Source organism: Symbiobacterium ostreiconchae (assembly GCF_055396975.1).
The window spans coordinates 124,755-142,795 of sequence record NZ_AP042454.1 but is presented as its reverse complement, the minus strand read 5'-3'; the positions used below and the strand labels follow the sequence as shown (position 1 = coordinate 142,795).

13 protein-coding genes and 1 tRNA gene are annotated in these 18,041 nt (G+C 69.0%); 11 read left to right on the top strand and 3 right to left on the bottom strand.

The window, feature by feature from the left end:
• Positions 1-10: 10 nt before the first annotated feature.
• Positions 11-1,369, bottom strand: a complete 1,359-nt coding sequence (locus ACZ5UM_RS00660; RefSeq protein ID WP_464846188.1) for a hypothetical protein — start codon at positions 1,367-1,369, stop codon at positions 11-13.
• 688 nt (positions 1,370-2,057) lie between these two features.
• On the opposite strand from ACZ5UM_RS00660, the gene fdnG reads away from it, so the two are divergent.
• From fdnG to fdhD, 5 genes are read left to right on the top strand one after another with little or no spacing between them, the layout of a single operon-like run.
• On the top strand, positions 2,058-5,111 hold the full coding sequence (gene fdnG / locus ACZ5UM_RS00655) for a formate dehydrogenase-N subunit alpha (RefSeq protein WP_464846186.1): 3,054 nt from the start codon (positions 2,058-2,060) through the stop codon (positions 5,109-5,111).
• Positions 5,112-5,115: 4 nt separating this feature from the next.
• Positions 5,116-5,907, top strand: a complete 792-nt coding sequence (locus ACZ5UM_RS00650) for a 4Fe-4S dicluster domain-containing protein (RefSeq protein ID WP_464846185.1) — start codon at positions 5,116-5,118, stop codon at positions 5,905-5,907.
• The gene (locus tag ACZ5UM_RS00645) at positions 5,904-7,112 is read left to right on the top strand and encodes a polysulfide reductase NrfD family protein (protein ID WP_464846184.1); all 1,209 of its coding nucleotides are present in this window, start codon (positions 5,904-5,906) and stop codon (positions 7,110-7,112) included. Before ACZ5UM_RS00650 ends, ACZ5UM_RS00645 begins: the two co-directional genes overlap by 4 nt.
• Before the next feature lie 30 nt (positions 7,113-7,142).
• Entirely contained in the window at positions 7,143-8,156 is a 1,014-nt protein-coding gene (locus tag ACZ5UM_RS00640) for an aldehyde ferredoxin oxidoreductase N-terminal domain-containing protein (RefSeq protein WP_464846182.1), read from the top strand.
• A gap of 15 nt (positions 8,157-8,171) precedes the next feature.
• The gene (gene fdhD / locus ACZ5UM_RS00635) at positions 8,172-8,918 is read left to right on the top strand and encodes a formate dehydrogenase accessory sulfurtransferase FdhD (protein WP_464846179.1); all 747 of its coding nucleotides are present in this window, start codon (positions 8,172-8,174) and stop codon (positions 8,916-8,918) included.
• A 15-nt stretch (positions 8,919-8,933) separates the two neighbouring features.
• On the opposite strand, the gene ACZ5UM_RS00630 is transcribed toward fdhD, so the two are convergent.
• The gene (locus ACZ5UM_RS00630) at positions 8,934-9,623 is read right to left on the bottom strand and encodes a DUF881 domain-containing protein (protein WP_464846176.1); all 690 of its coding nucleotides are present in this window, start codon (positions 9,621-9,623) and stop codon (positions 8,934-8,936) included.
• Positions 9,624-9,794: 171 nt separating this feature from the next.
• On the opposite strand from ACZ5UM_RS00630, the gene ACZ5UM_RS00625 reads away from it, so the two are divergent.
• From ACZ5UM_RS00625 to ACZ5UM_RS00600, 6 genes are all read left to right on the top strand, one after another.
• Positions 9,795-10,976 (top strand): MFS transporter, encoded by a 1,182-nt coding sequence (locus ACZ5UM_RS00625; RefSeq protein ID WP_464846174.1) that lies wholly within the window; start codon positions 9,795-9,797, stop codon positions 10,974-10,976.
• Between the two features lie 50 nt (positions 10,977-11,026).
• Positions 11,027-11,125: transfer RNA gene (locus tag ACZ5UM_RS00620), tRNA-Sec, on the top strand.
• A 216-nt stretch (positions 11,126-11,341) separates the two neighbouring features.
• Positions 11,342-11,770 carry a hypothetical protein gene (locus tag ACZ5UM_RS00615; protein WP_464846172.1) on the top strand — a complete coding sequence of 143 codons (429 nt, stop codon included), beginning with the start codon at positions 11,342-11,344 and terminating at the stop codon, positions 11,768-11,770.
• 153 nt (positions 11,771-11,923) lie between these two features.
• A complete protein-coding gene (gene lepB, locus ACZ5UM_RS00610) occupies positions 11,924-12,484 on the top strand; it encodes a signal peptidase I (protein ID WP_464846170.1) in 561 nt (186 codons plus the stop codon).
• A gap of 13 nt (positions 12,485-12,497) precedes the next feature.
• Positions 12,498-12,809: a phosphoribosyl-ATP pyrophosphohydrolase gene (locus ACZ5UM_RS00605; protein WP_464846169.1), complete on the top strand. Its 312-nt coding sequence runs from the start codon at positions 12,498-12,500 to the stop codon at positions 12,807-12,809.
• Positions 12,810-14,303: 1,494 nt separating this feature from the next.
• Positions 14,304-14,981 carry a peptidoglycan recognition protein family protein gene (locus tag ACZ5UM_RS00600; RefSeq protein ID WP_464846167.1) on the top strand — a complete coding sequence of 226 codons (678 nt, stop codon included), beginning with the start codon at positions 14,304-14,306 and terminating at the stop codon, positions 14,979-14,981.
• Positions 14,982-15,045: 64 nt separating this feature from the next.
• On the opposite strand, the gene ACZ5UM_RS00595 is transcribed toward ACZ5UM_RS00600, so the two are convergent.
• A complete protein-coding gene (locus ACZ5UM_RS00595; RefSeq protein WP_464846165.1) occupies positions 15,046-17,982 on the bottom strand; it encodes a hypothetical protein in 2,937 nt (978 codons plus the stop codon).
• Between the last annotated feature and the right edge of the window lie 59 nt (positions 17,983-18,041).

Below are 18,041 nucleotides of genomic sequence, written 5' to 3'. Positions count from 1 at the left end.
GCGGCGACGCTCAGGGGGAATCTGCGGCCGGGAGGTCCAGCAGCGCCCGGAGCTGGCCGCGCTGCCGGTCGGTCAGCGGCTCCTTCAGCAGCTCGGACCGGGCCCGCACACGGACCGCCGGATCGTGCTGCTGCAGGGCCAGTTCGTAGAGCACCCGCTGCCGGACGGTCAGGTTGCCCACCGGCGAGAAGACGTTGTCGAGGCCGTACTCCGCCGGCGGGCCCCACGGAGCGGCGGCGTTCCCCCAGTCGATCATGCGCTGGCTCAGGCTGCGGTCAGGGAAGGTGAAGGGGCGGTCCTCCCACTGCGCGCCCCAGGCCAGGGCGGTGTACAGGGCCACGGCACGGGCCGTGTCGCCCCGGAGCTGGTGCCAGCGGGCCCGGAGGAAGCGCACCTCGGGATCGGAGGGCGTGTCCCGCTCCAGTCCGGCCAGCAGCCGGTTCATGCGGGCGAAATCGACCTCCTCCGGCCGCACCCGGCTGCCGGCCAGGTTGTACCAGAGGATGGCCAGGTGGTCCGCGCGCCGCTCCTCCGCGGCCACCTCCTCCGGCGTCAGCCCGTCCCATTCGGAGGCCTGGCGGACGACGATGTTGGGCACCGCGGACAGGAAGAGATCCAGGTCCGGCTTGTGCGCGGCGCCGATGAGGACGGCCACCCGCTGTCCTTCATGGTCGGCTGCCATGTTGACGATGTGCCGCGCGATGATCAGGTTGCGGTAGAGCATGTAGCGCCGCCCGGCCTCGCTGTAGGGGTTGGGGCTCGCGCCGGCGTTGGCGTAGGCCCGGTTGACGGCCTCGTGCCATTCGGGCGTGTCGGCGAAGAGGAGGGGCGGCACGTCCCAGGACTCGAGGAGTTCGGTATAGGAGGGCGGTTGCTCGTCTTCATCGGCAGGCGCCGGCTCCGGATCCAGGGCCGGCCACGAGAGGGCCCCGATCTGCTCCAGCGGCGGCGCCATCCAGTCGATGGGCCGGACCTCTTTCCCCTTCTCGATGGCCCAGGGCACGGCCACTCCGTACGACTCGTAGGCGATTTCGAAGTAGATGCCCTCGGCGTACCACTCGGGGGGCGCCTCCACGCCCACCGCCGCGGGGTCGATGCGGTTCAGCAGCGCCCGGATCCGCGCCGGGCTGTGCGCCTCGTACTCCAGCTGGGCCGAGTGCATGGTGCCGATGATCACGACCTCTGTGGGCCTGGTCGGGAAACGGGGGAGATCGATGGGCACGGGCTCGGCGGCTTCCGGTGAAGCGGCGGCTGCGGGCGAAGCCGCGGCGGCCGGCGGCATGGCCAGCCCGGTCAGGGCCGCGCAGATGGCCAGCAGCCAGGCGGTGCGGGTTCGCAGCGACGCGGTGCGTCTCAGGAAGGTGCGCATCAGGCGTGAACCTCCTCCCATCTGGTTGTTCCTGCCCTCAGCGTACCAACTGCCGCCCGGGACTGCCTGTAAATTGGCTTACAGAAGCGCCCATCTGCCTTACATTCCTGCAAGGTTCATCCAGCGGATGGGCCGCACCGGCCTCGCCCGGGGGGGGGGCCGCGGCTGCGGTTCGGACGTGATCAGCGCAGAAGGCGGACCGTGATGGGAAAGTGGTGCCAGGGTCGTGATAGTCTTCACAATCAAAGTCTAGACAGGATGGCGCACCATAGGACTACTCCTAAATATCCATATCGCCCCATAAGACCGGTACCTATCGACCCCGCCGTTCGGCCGGGTCGGATGAGCCGGGGCGCGGAGCGGCTAGCGCTGAACCGCGGGGAGGTGTAGGAAAACTGTAATAATCAATAGGCGGATTAGCACTTGACAACTCCAGGCATGAGCCTATAGGACTAGTACCAAAGTGATGCCGAAGATTCGCACAACCATCTTGTGAAGGGGGGCACAACTCCGGCGGGGCTTTGTGACCCCCCTAACAATTAGACCGGGGGACAAACGGTGCTATGGCGAAACCTCCATCCTGCGCTATTTCCCGGCGGTATGGCCAAAGGTATGATGAGAACTAAACCGTACGTCCCACGGCTTGGCGCGCGATGGCACCGAAGTCGTGGATGGAACGGCGCTGCACATGGGGGTGGAAAGTTTGTCCCTGACGCGACGTGAACTCCTGAAGGGCTCGTTGGCGGCCGGGGGCGCGCTCTCGCTGCTGGAGCTGGGCAACGCCGCGGAGGCCGGCGTCCGGCGTGACCTCAAGATTGAGGGCGCGAAAGACTACCGTACGATCTGTCCGTACTGCTCGGTCGGCTGCGGCATCCAGGTCTGGGTGAAGGACGGGGAGGTCGTCCACGTCAACGGCGACCCGGATCACCCGATCAACGAGGGCACCCTGTGCCCCAAGGGCGCGTCCATCGCCAACCTGCGCATCGTCGCCGACAAGAACAACCAGTACCAGCCCAACCCGCGGCGGCTCACCAAGGTCCTCTACCGGGCCCCTGGCGCCACCGACTGGGAGGAGAAGGACTGGGACTGGGCGATTGAGCGCATCGCCCGCAACGTGAAGGCGGCACGCGACGCCACCTTCGAGCGGGTGGACGAAAACGGCGTCACCGTCAACCGCACCTTCGCGATGGCCCACATCGGCTCGGCGGCCCTCGACAACGAGGAGAACTACGTCCTCGCCAAGCTGATGCGCGGCCTGGGGATTGTCCGCCTGGAACATCACGCCCGTCTCTGACACAGCTCCACGGTGGCCGGTCTGGCCCCCACGTTTGGACGCGGCGCGATGACGAACCACTGGACCGATTACCAGAACACCGACGTGTTCATGGTGCTGGGCACCAACCCGGCGGAGAACCACCCCATCTCCATGCGCTGGATCGACCGGGCGCGGGAGACCCGGGGTGCGAAGCTGATCGTGGTTGACCCCAAGTTCAACCGCACGGCCGCGAAGGCCGACCTGTACGTGCAGATCCGCCCGGGCACCGACATCGCCTTCCTGGGCGGGCTCATGAACTACGCCATGACCCACGGCCGGTACTTCCACGAGTACGTGGCCAAGTATACCAACGCCAGCTACCTCATCCACCCGGACTTCAAGTTCGAGGAAGGCCTCTTCTCCGGCGCCCAGGTGGGCGAGGACGGCCAGGTGAAGTACGACACCGCCACCTGGCAGTACCAGCGGGACGAGGACGGCAACATCAAGAAGGATCCGACGCTGCAGCACCCGCAGTGCGTCTTCCAGCTCATGAAGAAGCACTACGCGCGGTACACGCCCGAGATGGTCGCCGAGACCTGCGGCATGACGGTCGAGGAGTTCCTGGAGGTCGCGGAGCTCTTCACCTCCACCGGCCGGCCCGACAAGGCGGGCAACATCATGTACGCCATGGGCATCACGCAGTCGTCCCACGGCTCGCAGAACGTGCGGGCGGTGGCCATGCTGCAGCTCCTGCTGGGCAACATCGGCATCCCCGGCGGCGGCGTGAACGCCCACCGGGGCGAGTCCAACGTGCAGGGTTCCACCGACATGGCGATGCTCTGGAATAACCTGCCCGGCTACATGCCCATGCCGTCTGCGGCGCAGCACCCGACCCTGGCGGCCTACCAGGCGTCGACGCCCAAGTCGGGCTACTGGACCAACCGGCCCAAGTTCATGGTTTCGCTGCTGAAGGCCTGGTGGGGCGAGAACGCCACGGCGGAGAACGACTTCGCCTACGACTACCTGCCGAAGCTGGACCACCGGGACCACTCCCACATGTCCATCTTCGAGGCGATGGGCCGCGGCGAGCTGAAGGGCCTGTTTGCCTGGGGCCAGAACTTCGCCGTGGGCGGTCCCAACGTCACGAAGGAGCGGTCGGCCCTGGCGAACCTGGACTGGCTGGTCGTGGTCGACCTCTTCGAGACCGAGACGGCGGCCTTCTGGAAGGGCCCGGGCATGAATCCGGCCGAGATTCAGACCGAGGTCTTCCTGCTGCCCGCCGCCGCCTCCTACGAGAAGTGCGGCACCGTCACCAACTCCGGCCGCTGGATCCAGTGGCGCGACAAGGCCGTGGAGCCCATGGGCGACGCGCACGACGACCTCTGGATCGCGGACCGGCTCTTCAAGAAGCTGCGTGAGCTCTACGCCACCGAGGGCGGCGCCTTCCCCGATCCCATCCTGCAGCTGCACTGGGACTACGACGACGGCGACCACCCCTCGGCGGAAAAGGTGGCCTTCGAGATCAACGGCTACACCTGGGCCGACCGGAAGGGGCTCACGACCTTCGGCAACCTGCAGGACGACGGTTCCACCGCCTGCGGCTGCTGGATCTACGCCGGCTACTTCGACAACTTCGAGACCCCGAAGTGCCGGAGCCGGGTGAAGGACGAGCCGGGCACGACGCTGGGCACCCACCTGGGCTGGGCCTGGGCCTGGCCGGTCAACCGTCGGATCCTGTACAACCGCTGCTCGATGGACGAGCACGGCCAGCCGTGGGATCCGGAGCGGCCGCTCTTCCGGTGGGACGGCGAGAAGTTCATCGCGCAGGACGTGCCTGACTTCGTCGCCACCAACCCGCCCGAGGTCTCGGCGCAGAACCCGTTCATCATGATGCAGGAGGGCGTGGGGGCGCTCTGGTCGCCCTCCGGCATGAAGGACGGCCCCATCCCCGAGCACTACGAGCCGGTGGAGTCGCCGGTGACCAACCGGCTGAACCGGCGGCAGTTCAACCCCGTCACCATCATCTCCGGCAAGGGCGAGTTCGGCGCGCTGACCGAGGCCGAAAACCCCGACTTCCCGTACATCTGCACCACCTACCGGGTGACCGAGCACTGGCAGTCCGGCGCCATGACCCGGTCGCTGCCGTGGCTGGGCGAGATGATGCCCGACATGTTCGTGGAGATGTCGCCGAGCCTGGCGGCCAAGCTGGGCGTGCAGTCGGGCGACCGGGTGGAGGTGACCACCGTCCGCGGCTCGCTGGTCGCCCCGGCGATGGTCACGCCCCGCATGCGGCCGGTCCGGGTCCACGGCCGGGAGATCGAGATCGTGGGCATGCCCTGGCACTGGGGCTTCATGGGCAAGTTCACCGGCGCCTCGGCCAACGTGCTCACGCCGCACGTGGGCGACGCGAACACCCAGATCCCCGAGTACAAGGCGTTCCTGTGCAACGTGAAGAAGGCCGGCGGCTCCGGCCCGGTAAGGGGGTAAGCTCATGACCTACGGGATGCTCATCGACCTGTCCAAGTGCATGGGCTGCCGGGGCTGCCAGGTGGCCTGCAAGCAGTGGAACGACCTCCCGGGTGAGGACACGAGCGTGGGGCCCGACTTCACCAACCCGCAGAAGCGCTCGGCCTACACCTGGACCACCATCGACTTCGTGACCGCCGAGGTGAACGGCCGCACCGTGGCCACCTTCACCAAGTCCGGCTGCATGCACTGCCTGGAGCCGGCCTGCGAGTCGGTCTGCATCGCCGGCGCCATCAAGCGGCAGGCGAACGGCGCGGTCACCATCGACCACGACAAGTGCATCGGCTGCCGCTACTGCCAGCTGGGCTGCCCCTTCGGCGTGCCCAAGTACGAGTACGACAAGCCGGTGCCCCGCATGCAGAAGTGCACCCTGTGCTACGACCGCATCTCGGAGGGCCTGGAGCCGGCCTGCGCGGCCACCTGCCCCAGCGGCGCCATCCTCTTCGGCGAGCGGGAGGAGCTGCTGAAGCTGGCCAAGCAGCGTATTGCCGAGGGGGGCGGCCGGTACATCGACCACGTCTACGGCGAGCACGAGGCCGGCGGCACCGCCGTCATGTACATCTCCTCCGTGCCGCTGGACCTGACCACCCTCAACACCGACGTCACCACCGAGTCGGTGCCGGGCTTCACCTGGAAGGCGATGCGGCAGCTGCCCGGCCTGGTGAGCGGCGCGGCGGTGCTCTCGCTGGGGCTCATGGCCTACTCCAAGCGGCGGGCCGCGCTGGAAGCGGCGCAGAAGGGGGGCGGGGCGGAATGAGCACCATGAACGCGACCCCGAGGCCCACGAAGCTCCTCCGGATGGAGTGGTGGCGGTGGCGCATGACGCCGGGCAAGGCCGTGCTCCTGGCCCTGCTGGCGGCCGCCGCGGTGGTCGCCGTGGTCCGGCTCTTCCTGGGCCTGGGCGCGACCACAGGGCTCAACGACTCGATGCCCTGGGGCCTGTGGAAGATCTTTGACGTGGTGGTCGTGGTGCCCCTGGGCGCCACCGGGTTCGTGATGGCCTTCATCCGCTACTTCACCCCTGGCGGCGAGCAGTACGAGTACCTGAACCGCCGGGCGGTGATCTGGGCGGCCATCATGTACCTCTCCATGGGCGTCCGGCTGGCCTTTGACATCGGCCTGCCCTGGCGCATCGCCAACCCGCTGATCTTCGGCGGCAACCTGCACTCCCCGCTGTTCGAGATCGCCTGGTGCGTGGCGCTCTACCTGATCGTGCTCTTCTTCGAGAACATCAGCCGGGTGGCGGAAGAGCAGCAGCGGCCCTGGGTCAAGAAGGCGGACCACGCCCTGCACAAGATCCTGCCGGGGTTCGTGCTGGCGGGTGTGCTGCTCTCGACGATGCACCACTCGTCGCTGGGCACCCTGTTCATGATCACCGGCAAGCGCATGGATCCGCTGTGGTACCACCCGTGGCTCAACTACGTCTACCTGCTGACCTCCATCGCCACCGGCATGGCGATGATGATGGTCCTGGAGACGCTGACCAGCCGGTACTACAAGATCAAGTTCGAGACCGGCCTGCTGGCCCGGCTGGCGCCCTGGGTCGCCGGCATCCTCAGCGTCGTGCTGGTCTGGCGGCTGGGCGCGATGGCGGCGGAAGGCCAGATCGGGCAGATCTTCGTGCCCCGGGTGGAGACGGCGCTGTGGTGGGGTGAGATCCTGCTGGGCTACGTGGCCCCGATCGCCATCCTCTTCTCCCGGGCCCGGCACACCCAGAAGGGCCTCTTCGCCGGCGGCCTGCTGACCGTGCTGGGCATGATCGCCCTGCGCCTGAACGTCGGCTTCACCGCCCTGATGGGCGCCCTGAACGCCGAGTACACGCCGACCATCCCGGAGATCCTGTTCACCGTCGGCGCCACCGCCGGCACCGTGGTCATCTACACCTGGTTCGTTGAGACGTTGCCCTCCATCCTGGGCTCGCGCGAGCGGGATGCCGAGGGGCTGGAGGCAGTGGGGGACTAAGCTGCTGCGGCAGCGGAGGAGGGAGCTTCCGTGACGACGTGGGCCTATGCCGAGCAGATTCTCTACGTGGACCTGGAGCGCCGCACCGCCCGCATCGAGCCGACGCCGACCGCGCTCAAGCGGGGCTACATCGGCGGCGCAGGCTTCGTGGCGAGTCTCCTGGCAGAGGCCCCGTCGGCGCGGGGCGCAGAGGGCGCCCACCGCGTCGCCCTCGCCACGGGGCCTCTCTCGGACGAGATGGCCGGCCGGCTGGCGATGGGGGCGAACCACGGCGGCCGGACGGTCTTCTCCTCCATGGGCGGACGCGTGGCCGCGGCCCTGAAGGGGGCCGGCTACGACGCCGTCGTGATCGACGGCCGGCTGGACCGGCCCGGCGTGCTGGTGCTCGAGCCGGACGGGGTGCGGGTGCTGGACGCCGGCCATCTGGTGGGGCTGGAGGTGCCCGACGTCGCCCGGGAGCTCTACCTGGAAGGGGGCCCCTACTGGGCGACCATGGTGCTGGGGCCGGCGGCGGACTACCAGGTGCCCTTCGCCACGATGGTGCATGAGGGCCACTTCGCCGGCGGCAGCGGCGTGGCGGTCGCGCTGGGGCGCAAGCGGGTCAAGGCGGTCATGGTGTGGGACACGATGGCCATTCCCTCCCGCTGCACGGGCTGCAGCATCGCCTGTGCCGCGAAGCTCTCCCCCAGTGCCGGCCGGGCGGGCGACCTGGGACTCGACGCGCCGACGGCCGAGCGGCTGGCCGCCTTTGCCCACGCCCTGATCCAGGCAGGGATGCTGCCCGAGCCCATCGAACTCCTCACGGAGATCGCGTACCGCCGCGGCGTGGGGGCGATCTTCTCGGACGGCGAGCAGGCCGCGCTCCGGCGGCTGGGGCCCGAGGCGGCCCGGTTCCTGCCCTCCCTGCCGCCGCGCAGGCGGCGGGGCGGCGTCGGTATCGCCGACCTGCTGGGCACCTGCCAGCGGGTCTGGCGCGAGCGCCCCGGGGAGATCCTGCGCTCGGCGCTGGTGGCCACGCAGGGGCTGCTGGCCGACGCGAGCTGACGGAGGAGGAGGCCCATGACCGAATTCGGAGGGCTGCCGCCCATGCCCGTGGAGCGGCCGGCCACGCTGTACATCAACGACCAGGAGATCGTGACACTGCAGACGACGCCCAGCCATCTCGATGACTGGGCAGTCGGCTTTCTTTTTGGGGAAGGGATCATCCGGCGGCTGGACGAGGTGGCCCGGCTCTCGGTGGACGAGGACCGGGGCATGATCTGGGTCGACCTGCCGGACATCCGGGAGCTCCCGGACGCCTCGACGCGCAAGCGGTACCTCACCGCGGGCTGCGGCAAGGGGGTCACGTTCAGCTCCCTGAAGGACGCGCTGATGCTGAAAAAGGTGGACCACCCGCTCCGGGTGCGGGTGGCCGACCTGCTGGACTGGGTGAAGGAGATGCAGCGGAACACCCCCCTGTACGCCGCGACCGGCGGCGTGCACGGCGCGGGGCTGAAGAACGTGGCGACCGGTGAGATGATCGTGCGCGAGGACATCGGCCGGCACAACGCCCTGGACAAGGCCATCGGAGCCGCGTTCCGGGCCGGCTGGGACTTCACGCAGGTGGTGGCGGTGAGCTCCGGCCGCATCAGCTACGAGGCGGCGACGAAGCTCGGCCGGGCGCAGATCGCCGTGGGCGCCACGCTGACCGCGGCCACTGACCAGGCGGTGCGGCTGGCCAGCCACCTGGGCATCGACCTGGTGGGCTACGCCCGCAGCCCCAAGCACATGGTGGTGTACACCCGCAGCGGCCGGCTGCTGTCGTAAGGACGGCGGCCGGCCTTATGAGCCCGCGGGTTCTGCCGACTTGGCGTGCATGAACGCAGGCGCGGTCTTGAGGGGCGGCAGCGTCAGGCTGTCGCTCTTGACCACGGTGACCTTGATCCCCCACCGGGCGAGCAGGTCGATGACGCCGCCCCGCAGCTTCAGCGAGGCGTCCAGCACCGCCGGATCGCCGATCGCGTGGATCTCCACCGGCGGGGCGATCATCGTCTCGCCCACCAAGATGCGCTCGCCGACGTTGCGGATGCCGCTCACCGACGTCAGCCGTACGCCGCCCACGGCGATGGCCTCCGCGCCGGCGGTGTACAGCTCGTTGACCACCCGCCAGATGTCCTCGTCCGCCACCCGGTTCTTGGCGGTGACGGCCTCCGGCGTTTCTGACAGCGTGACGACCACGCCCGGGCCCGTCACCGCCGTGGTGCCGGCCAGCAGCCGGAGCCGCTCCAGCTCCGCCTCCTGCGCGGGCGAGTTCAGCGACCGGCGCAGCTCGGAGACCTCCCGCTCCAGGGCGCGGATGCGCTCCTCCGCCGCCGCCAGTTCGGCCTCCCGGTCGGTCAGTGCGGCGATCAGTTCGTCGATGCGCAGCCTTGTGGGATCGATATGGCGTTCACTGGTGATGCGGAACTGGATGGTCAGCATGAGGCCCAGGAACAGCATCACCACGCCGAGTGCCCAATACGTCTTCTTCACCGGTTCACCACTTCCGTCGTCCGAGTGCTGCCTGCGGATTTCTCCTCCGCTCTGTTCGACTCATGCGGGCAGACTCCTCCAGCGGCGCCAGGGAGGAACTGCGGCGCGCAGGGGCGAAGCCACTCTGCTGTATCTCCTATCATAACAGCCGCGCAAGGAGGATCTGAACCCTTGAACTCCACGATCTCGGCTGGCCGGCCGGTCTTCGCCCTCCTGCTGGTGCTCAGCCTGACGCACGCCGTCGTCGACCTGACCTCCGGCGCCATCATCGCGCTGCTGCCCGCGCTGCGGGAGACCTACGCGCTCGATTATGCCATGGTGGGCCTCATCCCGCTGTTTGCCAACCTGACGTCGACGTTCACCCAGCCGTTCTTCGGCATCATCAGCGACCGCTCGGAGATGCGGTGGCTCCTGCCGGTCAGTCTCGCCCTGGCCGGTCTGGGCCTCGCGGCGGTGGGGTACCTGACCAACTACTGGCTGGTCCTGGCCGCTGTGATGATCAGCGCCCTGGGCAGCGCGGCGTTCCACCCCGAAGGGGCGCACGCGGCCCACAACCTGGCCGGGGAGCGGCGCGCGCAGGCCATGGCGATCTACAGCGTGGGCGGAAACCTGGGCTACGCGCTGGGGCCGGGCTTCGCCGCGGCGCTCATCGCGGCCTTCGGCCTGCGGGGCACCGGCTTTGCCGCGCTGCTGCCGCTGCTGCTGGCCGCGTTCCTGCTCCGCCTGCTGCCCCGCTGGCGCGCCCAGGAGCAGGAAGCGGTGGCCCGGAAGCGGGAGCACGCGGCGCCCGGCGCCACCAACTGGACGGGCACCGTGCTGATCACGCTGGTGGTGATCCTGCGGTCGATCATCCACCTGGGCATGACGACCTACCTGCCGTTTTTCTGGATCGACGTGCTGGGCAACGACCCGGCGACCGCCGGCCTGGTGCAGATGACCTACCTGCTGGCCGGCGTACTGGGCACGCTCCTGGGCGCGCCGCTGGCCGACCGCTTCGGCACGAAGCCGGTGCTCATCGCCTCCTTTGCCCTGCTTCTGCCGGTGCAGGCGGTCCTCTCCACCCTGCAGGGCTGGCCGCTGCTGATCGGCCTCTTCGCCGCGGGCTTCCTGGTGGTCTCCACGTTCACGACCACGCTGGTGATGACGCAGGAGTACATGCCCCGCAGCCTGGGGCTGGCCTCGGGGCTGAACCTGGGCCTGGCCTTCGGCATGGGCGGCGTGGGCACCTCGGTGCTGGGCGTGGTGGCCGACCACTTCGGGGTGCTGGTGGTGATGCGGTGCATCGCCTCGCTGGTGGTGCCGGCGCTGCTGCTGACGTTCGTGCTTCCGCCCGTGCGGCTCAACCGTGGCTGAGGCTTCCGTTGCAGCAAAGTCTCGCATATGGTATAGTCATGGTTGCAGACGGGAGTAGATCGGGTCCTGGTGGCCCGCACGGTCTTCAAAACCGCTTGAGCCGTAGTGATCCTGCGGCTGGTGGGTTCGATTCCCACATACTCCCGCCACGACAGCCAGGACGGCTGCAGGGTTTCGGCCCTGTGGCCGTCTGTTTTTTTGCTGGCCATGGTGCAGCGATCCGGCGGGCGCCGGCACTGTCACCGGCGGATCCCTGCGGATGCGGCAGGGAGCACGGCTTCGCGAGATCAGCATTTCGACCGGTCATGGCGGTTTCTCCCCGTTGCTCCACATGCTGTACAATTGAGATGAGGAGTGAGTCGACGATGGGAGAAACCGTCGTGACCGTGATGGTGCAAGGGTTGATGGCCCCGCCGTGGGTGGTTTCGGCCAAGCTGACCGATCTGGGCTTCGGGGCGGATGTGCGCACGCGCCTCAGACCGGCGGTGATGGGAAACCTGGTCCACGTCGAGCTGAAGACCTGGCGGGGAGACGACGTCGTCGAGCACCTGGCGGCGGGCACCCCCGAGGCCGTGGCCGCCCTTGCCCGGTTCCTCCGGTTCATGGCGAAGCTGGCTTACGGCGTCCAGTTCGCCCTGCACAAACCCGGACGGGAATGGGTCGCGCACTCCTGCGAGGTGGCGCCCGGGCAGATCGGGCGCATCCTCCCGGAGTTCATGGCGCACCGGGACGGGATGGCGTTCATCTATCCCACCCGTGCCCGTGAGCTGTACCGGCGGTACCCGCAGTCATAGGACTCCGCCCGGCCTCCCGTGTGGGAGCCGGGTTTTCGTTGGGCTCCTGGCTTTCTTTTTTCTCACAGCCCGACGGGACCCCTCGCTTTATGGTGACAATCGTGTTATTTTGAAATGTACCATTCATCTATGTGTAAGAAGGGGCCGGTCACCTTGAACCTCACGACGCCCTTCAAGAGAGTGCGGCCGCGGGCGCGATCCGAGCGGGATGCAGGGATTCTGTGGGAGGACGTCGCGACCCTGGTGGCCGCCGCAATCCTGGCCTGGCTGATCGTCCAGTACGTCATCCAGGTGGGCCACGTCAACCAGAACTCGATGCACCCCACCCTGGAGCACGGCGAACGGATCCTGGTCAACGTTCTGTCGCCCCGGTACCGCCTCCCTGAGCGGGGGGAGATCATCGTGTTTGCCGATCCCCGGGGGGTTGAGCACTTTCTCATCAAGCGGGTCGTGGGGCTGCCCAGGGACAGGGTGGAGATTCGTGACGGCGCGGTGCTCGTCAACGACCAGCCCTTCCCGGAGGCCCCTACCGTTCAGCCGCATGATGAGGACCGCGGCCCGATTGTCGTGCCGCCGGGCAGCCTCTTCGTGATGGGCGACAACCGCCCGTCCAGTCTGGACAGCCGGGACTTCGGCCCGATTCCCGCTGACAGCGTGAGGGGTTTCGCGGTGTTTCGGGTCTGGCCGCTGGATCGCATCGGATTGCTGCACTGAGGAGGGAAGGTCGGTGAGGGTTTACAACAAGCTGGTCAGAGACCGGATTCCGGAGATGATCGCGGCGTCCGGCCGGCAGTGTGCGGTACGGGTGCTCGACGACGATGCATACATCGCCAGCCTGAATCAGAAGCTGGGGGAAGAGCTTCAGGAGTACCTGGCCACCCAGGGGGTGGAGGAGCTGGCGGACCTGGTGGAGGTGGTGTGCGCGATCGTCGAGTTCAAGGGGCTCACCTGGGAGCAGTTTGAGCGGATCCGGCTGGGGAAGCGGGAGGACCGCGGCGGGTTCAGCCAGCGCCTGTACCTGGAGCACGTATCGGAGTAGCGGTTCGGCCCCGCAGCGCAGTCCGGCCGGGACGTGCGATCTCAGTGCGCCCGACCACGGGGGCCGCGGCGCCTTCGGGTTGCGGACCGCCCGCCCGGGCAGCGTGCTGCGCCGGTCCGCGCCCTGTGACAACCTGATCGGGCCATGCGTCCGAGCGGCCCCGCGCCATCTCATGTGCGCCGGAACCGCCGCTTTTGTGCTTTCGCCCCGCGAGCGAAGTCGAAAACTTGACCCTTCGAGCCGGGGGTGCGCCGGGGGCCGCTCGGGTTTCCGCCTGACGACTCGCGTGACGTCAACCAGAATGCCGCGTTATGTCGCCTCGCACCCGATCCCGCAGGGGCGATGAGGAAGCGCGGCAGACGGCGACTCGGGGTGGACCCCTCATATAGATCTCGGACCGCCTGCTTTTTCACTTCGGCCCAGCGGGCGAAGTCGAAAACTTGACCATCCCAGGTGAGGAGTGACCAGCCGCGGCGTGGGCGTCAGCTTGGCCACCCGCATTACGTCAACCAGGAAGCCGCGTTATGTCGTCTCACCTCTTATCGGCAGGGGCGATGAGGAAGCGCGGCAGGCGGAGACTCGGGGTGGACCCCTCATATAGATCTCGGACCGCCTGCTTTTTCACTTCGGCCCAGCGGGCGAAGTCGAAAACGTGACCTTCCGAGCCGGGGGTGCGCCGGGGGCCGCTCGGGTTTCCGCCTGACGACTCGCGTGACGTCAACCAGAATGCGGCGTTATGTCGCCTCGCCTCTTATCGGCAGGGGCGATGAGGAAGCGCGGCAGACGGCGACTCGGCGTGAACCCCTCATAGCGATCTCGGAACGTCCACTTTTTCACTTCGGCCCAGCGGGCGAAGTCGAAAACTTGACCATCCCAGGTGAGGAGTGACCAGCCGCGGCGTGGGCGTCAGCTTGGCCACCCGCATTACGTCAACCAGGAAGCCGCGTTATGTCGTCTCGCCTCTTATCGGCAGGGGCGATGAGGAAGCGCGGCAGGCGGAGACTCGGGGTGGACCCCTCATATAGATCTCGGACCGCCTGCTTTTTCACTTCGGCCCAGCGGGCGAAGTCGAAAACTTGACCATCCCAGGTGAGGGGTGACCAGCCGCGGCGTGGGCGTAAGCCTGGCCACCCGCATTACGTCAACCAGGAAGCCGCGTTATGTCGTCTCGCCCTCGGTCGTCAGGGACGATGGCGAAGCACTGAGGCCCCTGGTTCACCCGCCACCCCTCGGCCTCACCTCGGAAGGTCTTCTTTTTCACATCCGCCCGGAGACTGAAGTCGAAAAACTGACCTTCCGAGCCGGGGGCTGCCCCGGGCCCGCGTCGACCTCGGGTTCACCGACCCTCCCAGCCTGTGGGGCGCCCTGAGTCCTCGCCGTGCGCCGCGGCGGCGTATGCCTGATCCGAAGGCGCCACCTCCCTCCGTTCACACCGCCCCTCAAGTTTACATATTCTGTCGTGACCCGGAGGGCGCTAAGAGGAGGCGAGGCCAGGTGATCACCATCATTCCCGACTTCCTGCCGGACAACCACCCGCTGGAGCGCCTGCCCATGACCCCCCGTTATGTCACCATCCACGACACCGCCAATCCCGCGCCCGGCGCCAACGCCGAGATGCACGGCCGCTATATGCGCAGCCAGGCGGCCATCGACCGCCAGGTGATGTGGCACTTCACCGTCGACGACCGGGAGATCCGGCAGCACCTGCCGCTGGACCGCAACGGCTGGCACGCCGGAGACGGCTGGTACGGCACTGGCAACCGGGAGTCCATCGCCATCGAGATCTGCGAAAACAGCGACGGCGACCGGACCAAAGCCGAGGCCAACGCCGCACTGCTGGTGGCCCACCTCATCCGCACGCAGCCGAGCCTGCTCCCGTTCCCGGAGTGCGTCGTGCAGCACAACCGCTGGTCCGGAAAAGACTGCCCCCGGGTGCTGCGGGGCAGACCCGGGGGCTGGGATGCGTTTCTGAGCAGCGTGGCCGCCCATCTGGCCGATACGCGGCGCCCGGTTCCGGTGCGGGATCCCGCCGGCCGGCTGCTGTGCACCGGCTGGCTGGAGGAGAACACCACCGTCGTGCCCCTGCGGGCCCTGGCCGAGGCTCTGGGGCTGGTCGTTGAGTGGGAGCAGGCGGCCGGCGAGGCCAGACTGCGCTGGCCGGGCGGCGCCTAGCGCTCGCCGGCGGGCCGGCGTCGCACTGCCTGTGTCGGGCGGTCAGCACGTCCGGCGTCGTCGGTCACCTGAGCAGCTCCCGCAGCCGGTCCCAGTCGCCGGGCGACACGGCGTGGTACGGCAGGGCTGCCTGGGCACAGACCTCCGCCGCCTGGCCGGGTTCGCCCGCGTCCAGTTCGACCACGGCCAGCGGCCGGAAGGTGTCGGCTTCGAGCACGGTGATCAGGGGGTAGGCGGACACCGCCGCCTCCTGTTGCGTTGCGGGGAGCGCGGCGAACCGCTCCGGTCCCAGCGCCCACGCCAGCGGGAGGCGCGGCGCCAGGATCACCTGCCGCTGCCGCAGGACCGCTGACAGCCGGTTGTAGAGCTCGCGCTCGGGGCCGGTGAACCCCTCGGCGACCGCCTCGCGCGCGGTGAGACAGGCGTGGTGGTGCGGGTGCTCGGAGGGCAGCAGCCCCAGCGCCATGGGCTGCAGGCCGGCGGCCTGGGCCGCGCCTTCCGGCCGCGGTTCGCCGATCAGGTCGGCGACCGCGGAGATCTCGGCCAGCGTCGCCCGGCGCCCCACCACCACAGCCTGCTGCGCCCCGCAGGCCAGGGCCCGTGCGACGGCCCGGCGCCGCTCGCCGAGCCACTTCAGGCTTTCCGGGGTGGCGCCGGCGGCGAGCACCAGCGAGACGACGACCGCCTCGTGCCGGCACAGCGGCTCATCCGCCGCGTAGACGGAGATGCGGCGCAGCGCGGCAGAACGGTCCGGATCGCGCTCGGCGTCGGCCAGACGGGTGAGGAGCTGCCGGAGCAGCCGCACCTGGCCGCTGAAGGGGCTCCAGAGCGCGATGTCGCGCATGCCCGCGCTCAGGAGCCGCGTGGCCTGCAGCAGGGCGGCCCGCGCCTCCAGCGGGTTCTGCGCCTGGCTGAGGGCCGCCGGCGCCGGCAGGAGCGTCTGCCCGTCGTCCACGTTGATGAACTGCACGTCCTTCCGGGCGTAGTACGCCCCCTGCAGCCGCTGCGTCTGCGGGCCGGTCACCGCCAGGGCCCGGTGCAGCGGCGACACCTCGGTGTAGGCGAAGGGGGCCAGATTGTGCTCCTCCACCTGGCCGAGCAGGCGGGAGTCCTCGTCGGGCCCCAGGCTGGACGGCGGCAGCCCCCCGTCCTCATCGCCCAGCAGCACGACCCGCTTGGCCCGGTAGAGCACCGGCAGGAACGGCGGAATCGGCACCCGGTCAGCGTCATCGAGCACGAGCAGGTCGAACAGCTCCGGCTCGTTGGGCACGATGCCCGCAACGGCCAGGGTGGGGCTGACGACCACCGGGAAGGCCGCGAGCAGGTCGGCGAACCGCTGCCGGCTGAGGATCGACCGGCGGGGGCCGCCCTTTTCCAGGGACTCGATCTCGCCGGTGACCGAGGCGATGATCTTGTCCAGGTTCGGCCGGATCTCGGCGGCCTTGCGGAGCCATGCGGCGCGCAGTCGGCGGCGGTCCTGCTCGGCCTTTCGCTCGGCCGCGGCGGCAGCCCGTGCGGCCGCCTCCTGCCGACGGTCAGCGGTGACGCTGGCGGCCAGCAGCCGGCGGGCGCGGGCCAGGAGGAGGGGGTAGGCCTGGATCAGCAGCCCCAGGCCCTCCACCTGCTCCCGCAGATCGCCCTCGGGATGGCAGAACTCCGGGATGCCCGCCTGCCGGAGGGCATTCTTGATCTGTCCGGCGCGGCGCATCTGGCTCAGCCGGCCGGCGAACCCGCCCTCCTCTTCCCAGGCCAGGACCCGGACGTGAAGCTGCCGCAGCACCGCGAGCTGTTCGGGCCGGAACTGTCCGGCGTTGGCCGGCGTGATGCGCGCCGCCAGCGCATCCATCCACGCCCGGCGCGGGTGGTGCGCCAGGCTGGCCTCCACCTGGTCGGAGACCGGCTCCATCGCCTCTCCCAGCTCGGCCATGGCGGCGGCCTGCGCATGCTCAGACTGGAGCCGGTCCAGCTCCTGGGCGAGCGCCTTGCCCTCGGCGGCGAGGCCGGCCATGTCGGGCGGCGCCGTCTCGCCCTCTGCCTTCAGCGCCTCCAGAACCTCCAGGGCCCGGCGCAGGGAGGAGAGCCACGCCTCCTGGCTGCCGATGTGGAGCACGCCGGGGAAGGCCTGGTGAAACTCGTCGGGCAGCCGGCCGTCCGGGGTCACGAACAGGACGCGCTGCCCCGCCGCAGCCGCACTGGCGATGAGGCCGGCTGCGGTGCGGCTCTTGCCGGCGCCGGCGGGGCCGGCGACGGCCAGGAACGGCGCCCGCCACCGCTTCAGCACCCGCACCTGGTCGGGGTCGGCCGGGAGGATGGACAGGTAGTCGTCGGCCTCGCGGGCGGTCGGCAGCCCCTGCTCGCCGATGAAGATGCGGATGGTGTCCGGCAGCCGGTCGCGGCGCAGCTGCTCCATGAGCTGAAGCTCGCGGGAAGGTCCCCGGGCGTGGCCGACCCCTTCCGAGCCGAAGAGCACGGCGTCGTACTGCAGGTCGACCCCGGAGAGGTACTGCTCCAGGAGTTCGGCCGGCTCGGGGCCGCGGGTGCTCAGCCAGGCCCGCGTGAGCTCAGCGATCTCGGCGTCGGTCAGACCGGCGATGAGCCGCAGGAACCGGCGGTTGAAGAGCAGCTCGCTGACGCCCCGGGTCAGCACCACGGTCTGCGGCGCGGAGCCGGGCTCCAGGGTGACCTCGGTGCAGCAGATGGGAACGAGCCGATCGCCCTCGCGGGCCAGGGGATACCCGTAGTAGAACGTGCCCCCGATGCCCCGCCCCCGCCGGTTCAGATAGGCGAGGATGGGTTGCGTGTGCTGCGGCTCGCTGATGATGGTGGTGGTCGCCTTGCGGGTGATCAGATGCTCCTGCAGGGCGGGGAGAATGACGCGCGCGTTCGGGTCGGCAGGGACCTGTATGCCCAGCTCCTGCTCTCGGTCGAGGCAGCTGCGGTAATACTTAACAAGGCTGGTCCAGAACGGCGTGGTTGGATGTGGCGGCCTGAGGGTGGACATTGGAGCCTACCTCCCCCTGAATCGTCTAATACTGGATATTCCTGATCACGCCGCGTACT

What these genes read in the sequence shown, in the direction of transcription:
- ACZ5UM_RS00595 (WP_464846165.1), bottom strand. Translation starts at nt 17,982, where the DNA reads ATGTCCACCCTCAGGCCGCCACATCCAACCACGCCGTTCTGGACCAGC.
- ACZ5UM_RS00660 (WP_464846188.1), bottom strand. Translation starts at nt 1,369, where the DNA reads ATGCGCACCTTCCTGAGACGCACCGCGTCGCTGCGAACCCGCACCGCC.
- fdhD (WP_464846179.1), top strand. Translation starts at nt 8,172, where the DNA reads ATGACCGAATTCGGAGGGCTGCCGCCCATGCCCGTGGAGCGGCCGGCC.
- ACZ5UM_RS00615 (WP_464846172.1), top strand. Translation starts at nt 11,342, where the DNA reads ATGGGAGAAACCGTCGTGACCGTGATGGTGCAAGGGTTGATGGCCCCG.
- ACZ5UM_RS00645 (WP_464846184.1), top strand. Translation starts at nt 5,904, where the DNA reads ATGAGCACCATGAACGCGACCCCGAGGCCCACGAAGCTCCTCCGGATG.
- ACZ5UM_RS00650 (WP_464846185.1), top strand. Translation starts at nt 5,116, where the DNA reads ATGACCTACGGGATGCTCATCGACCTGTCCAAGTGCATGGGCTGCCGG.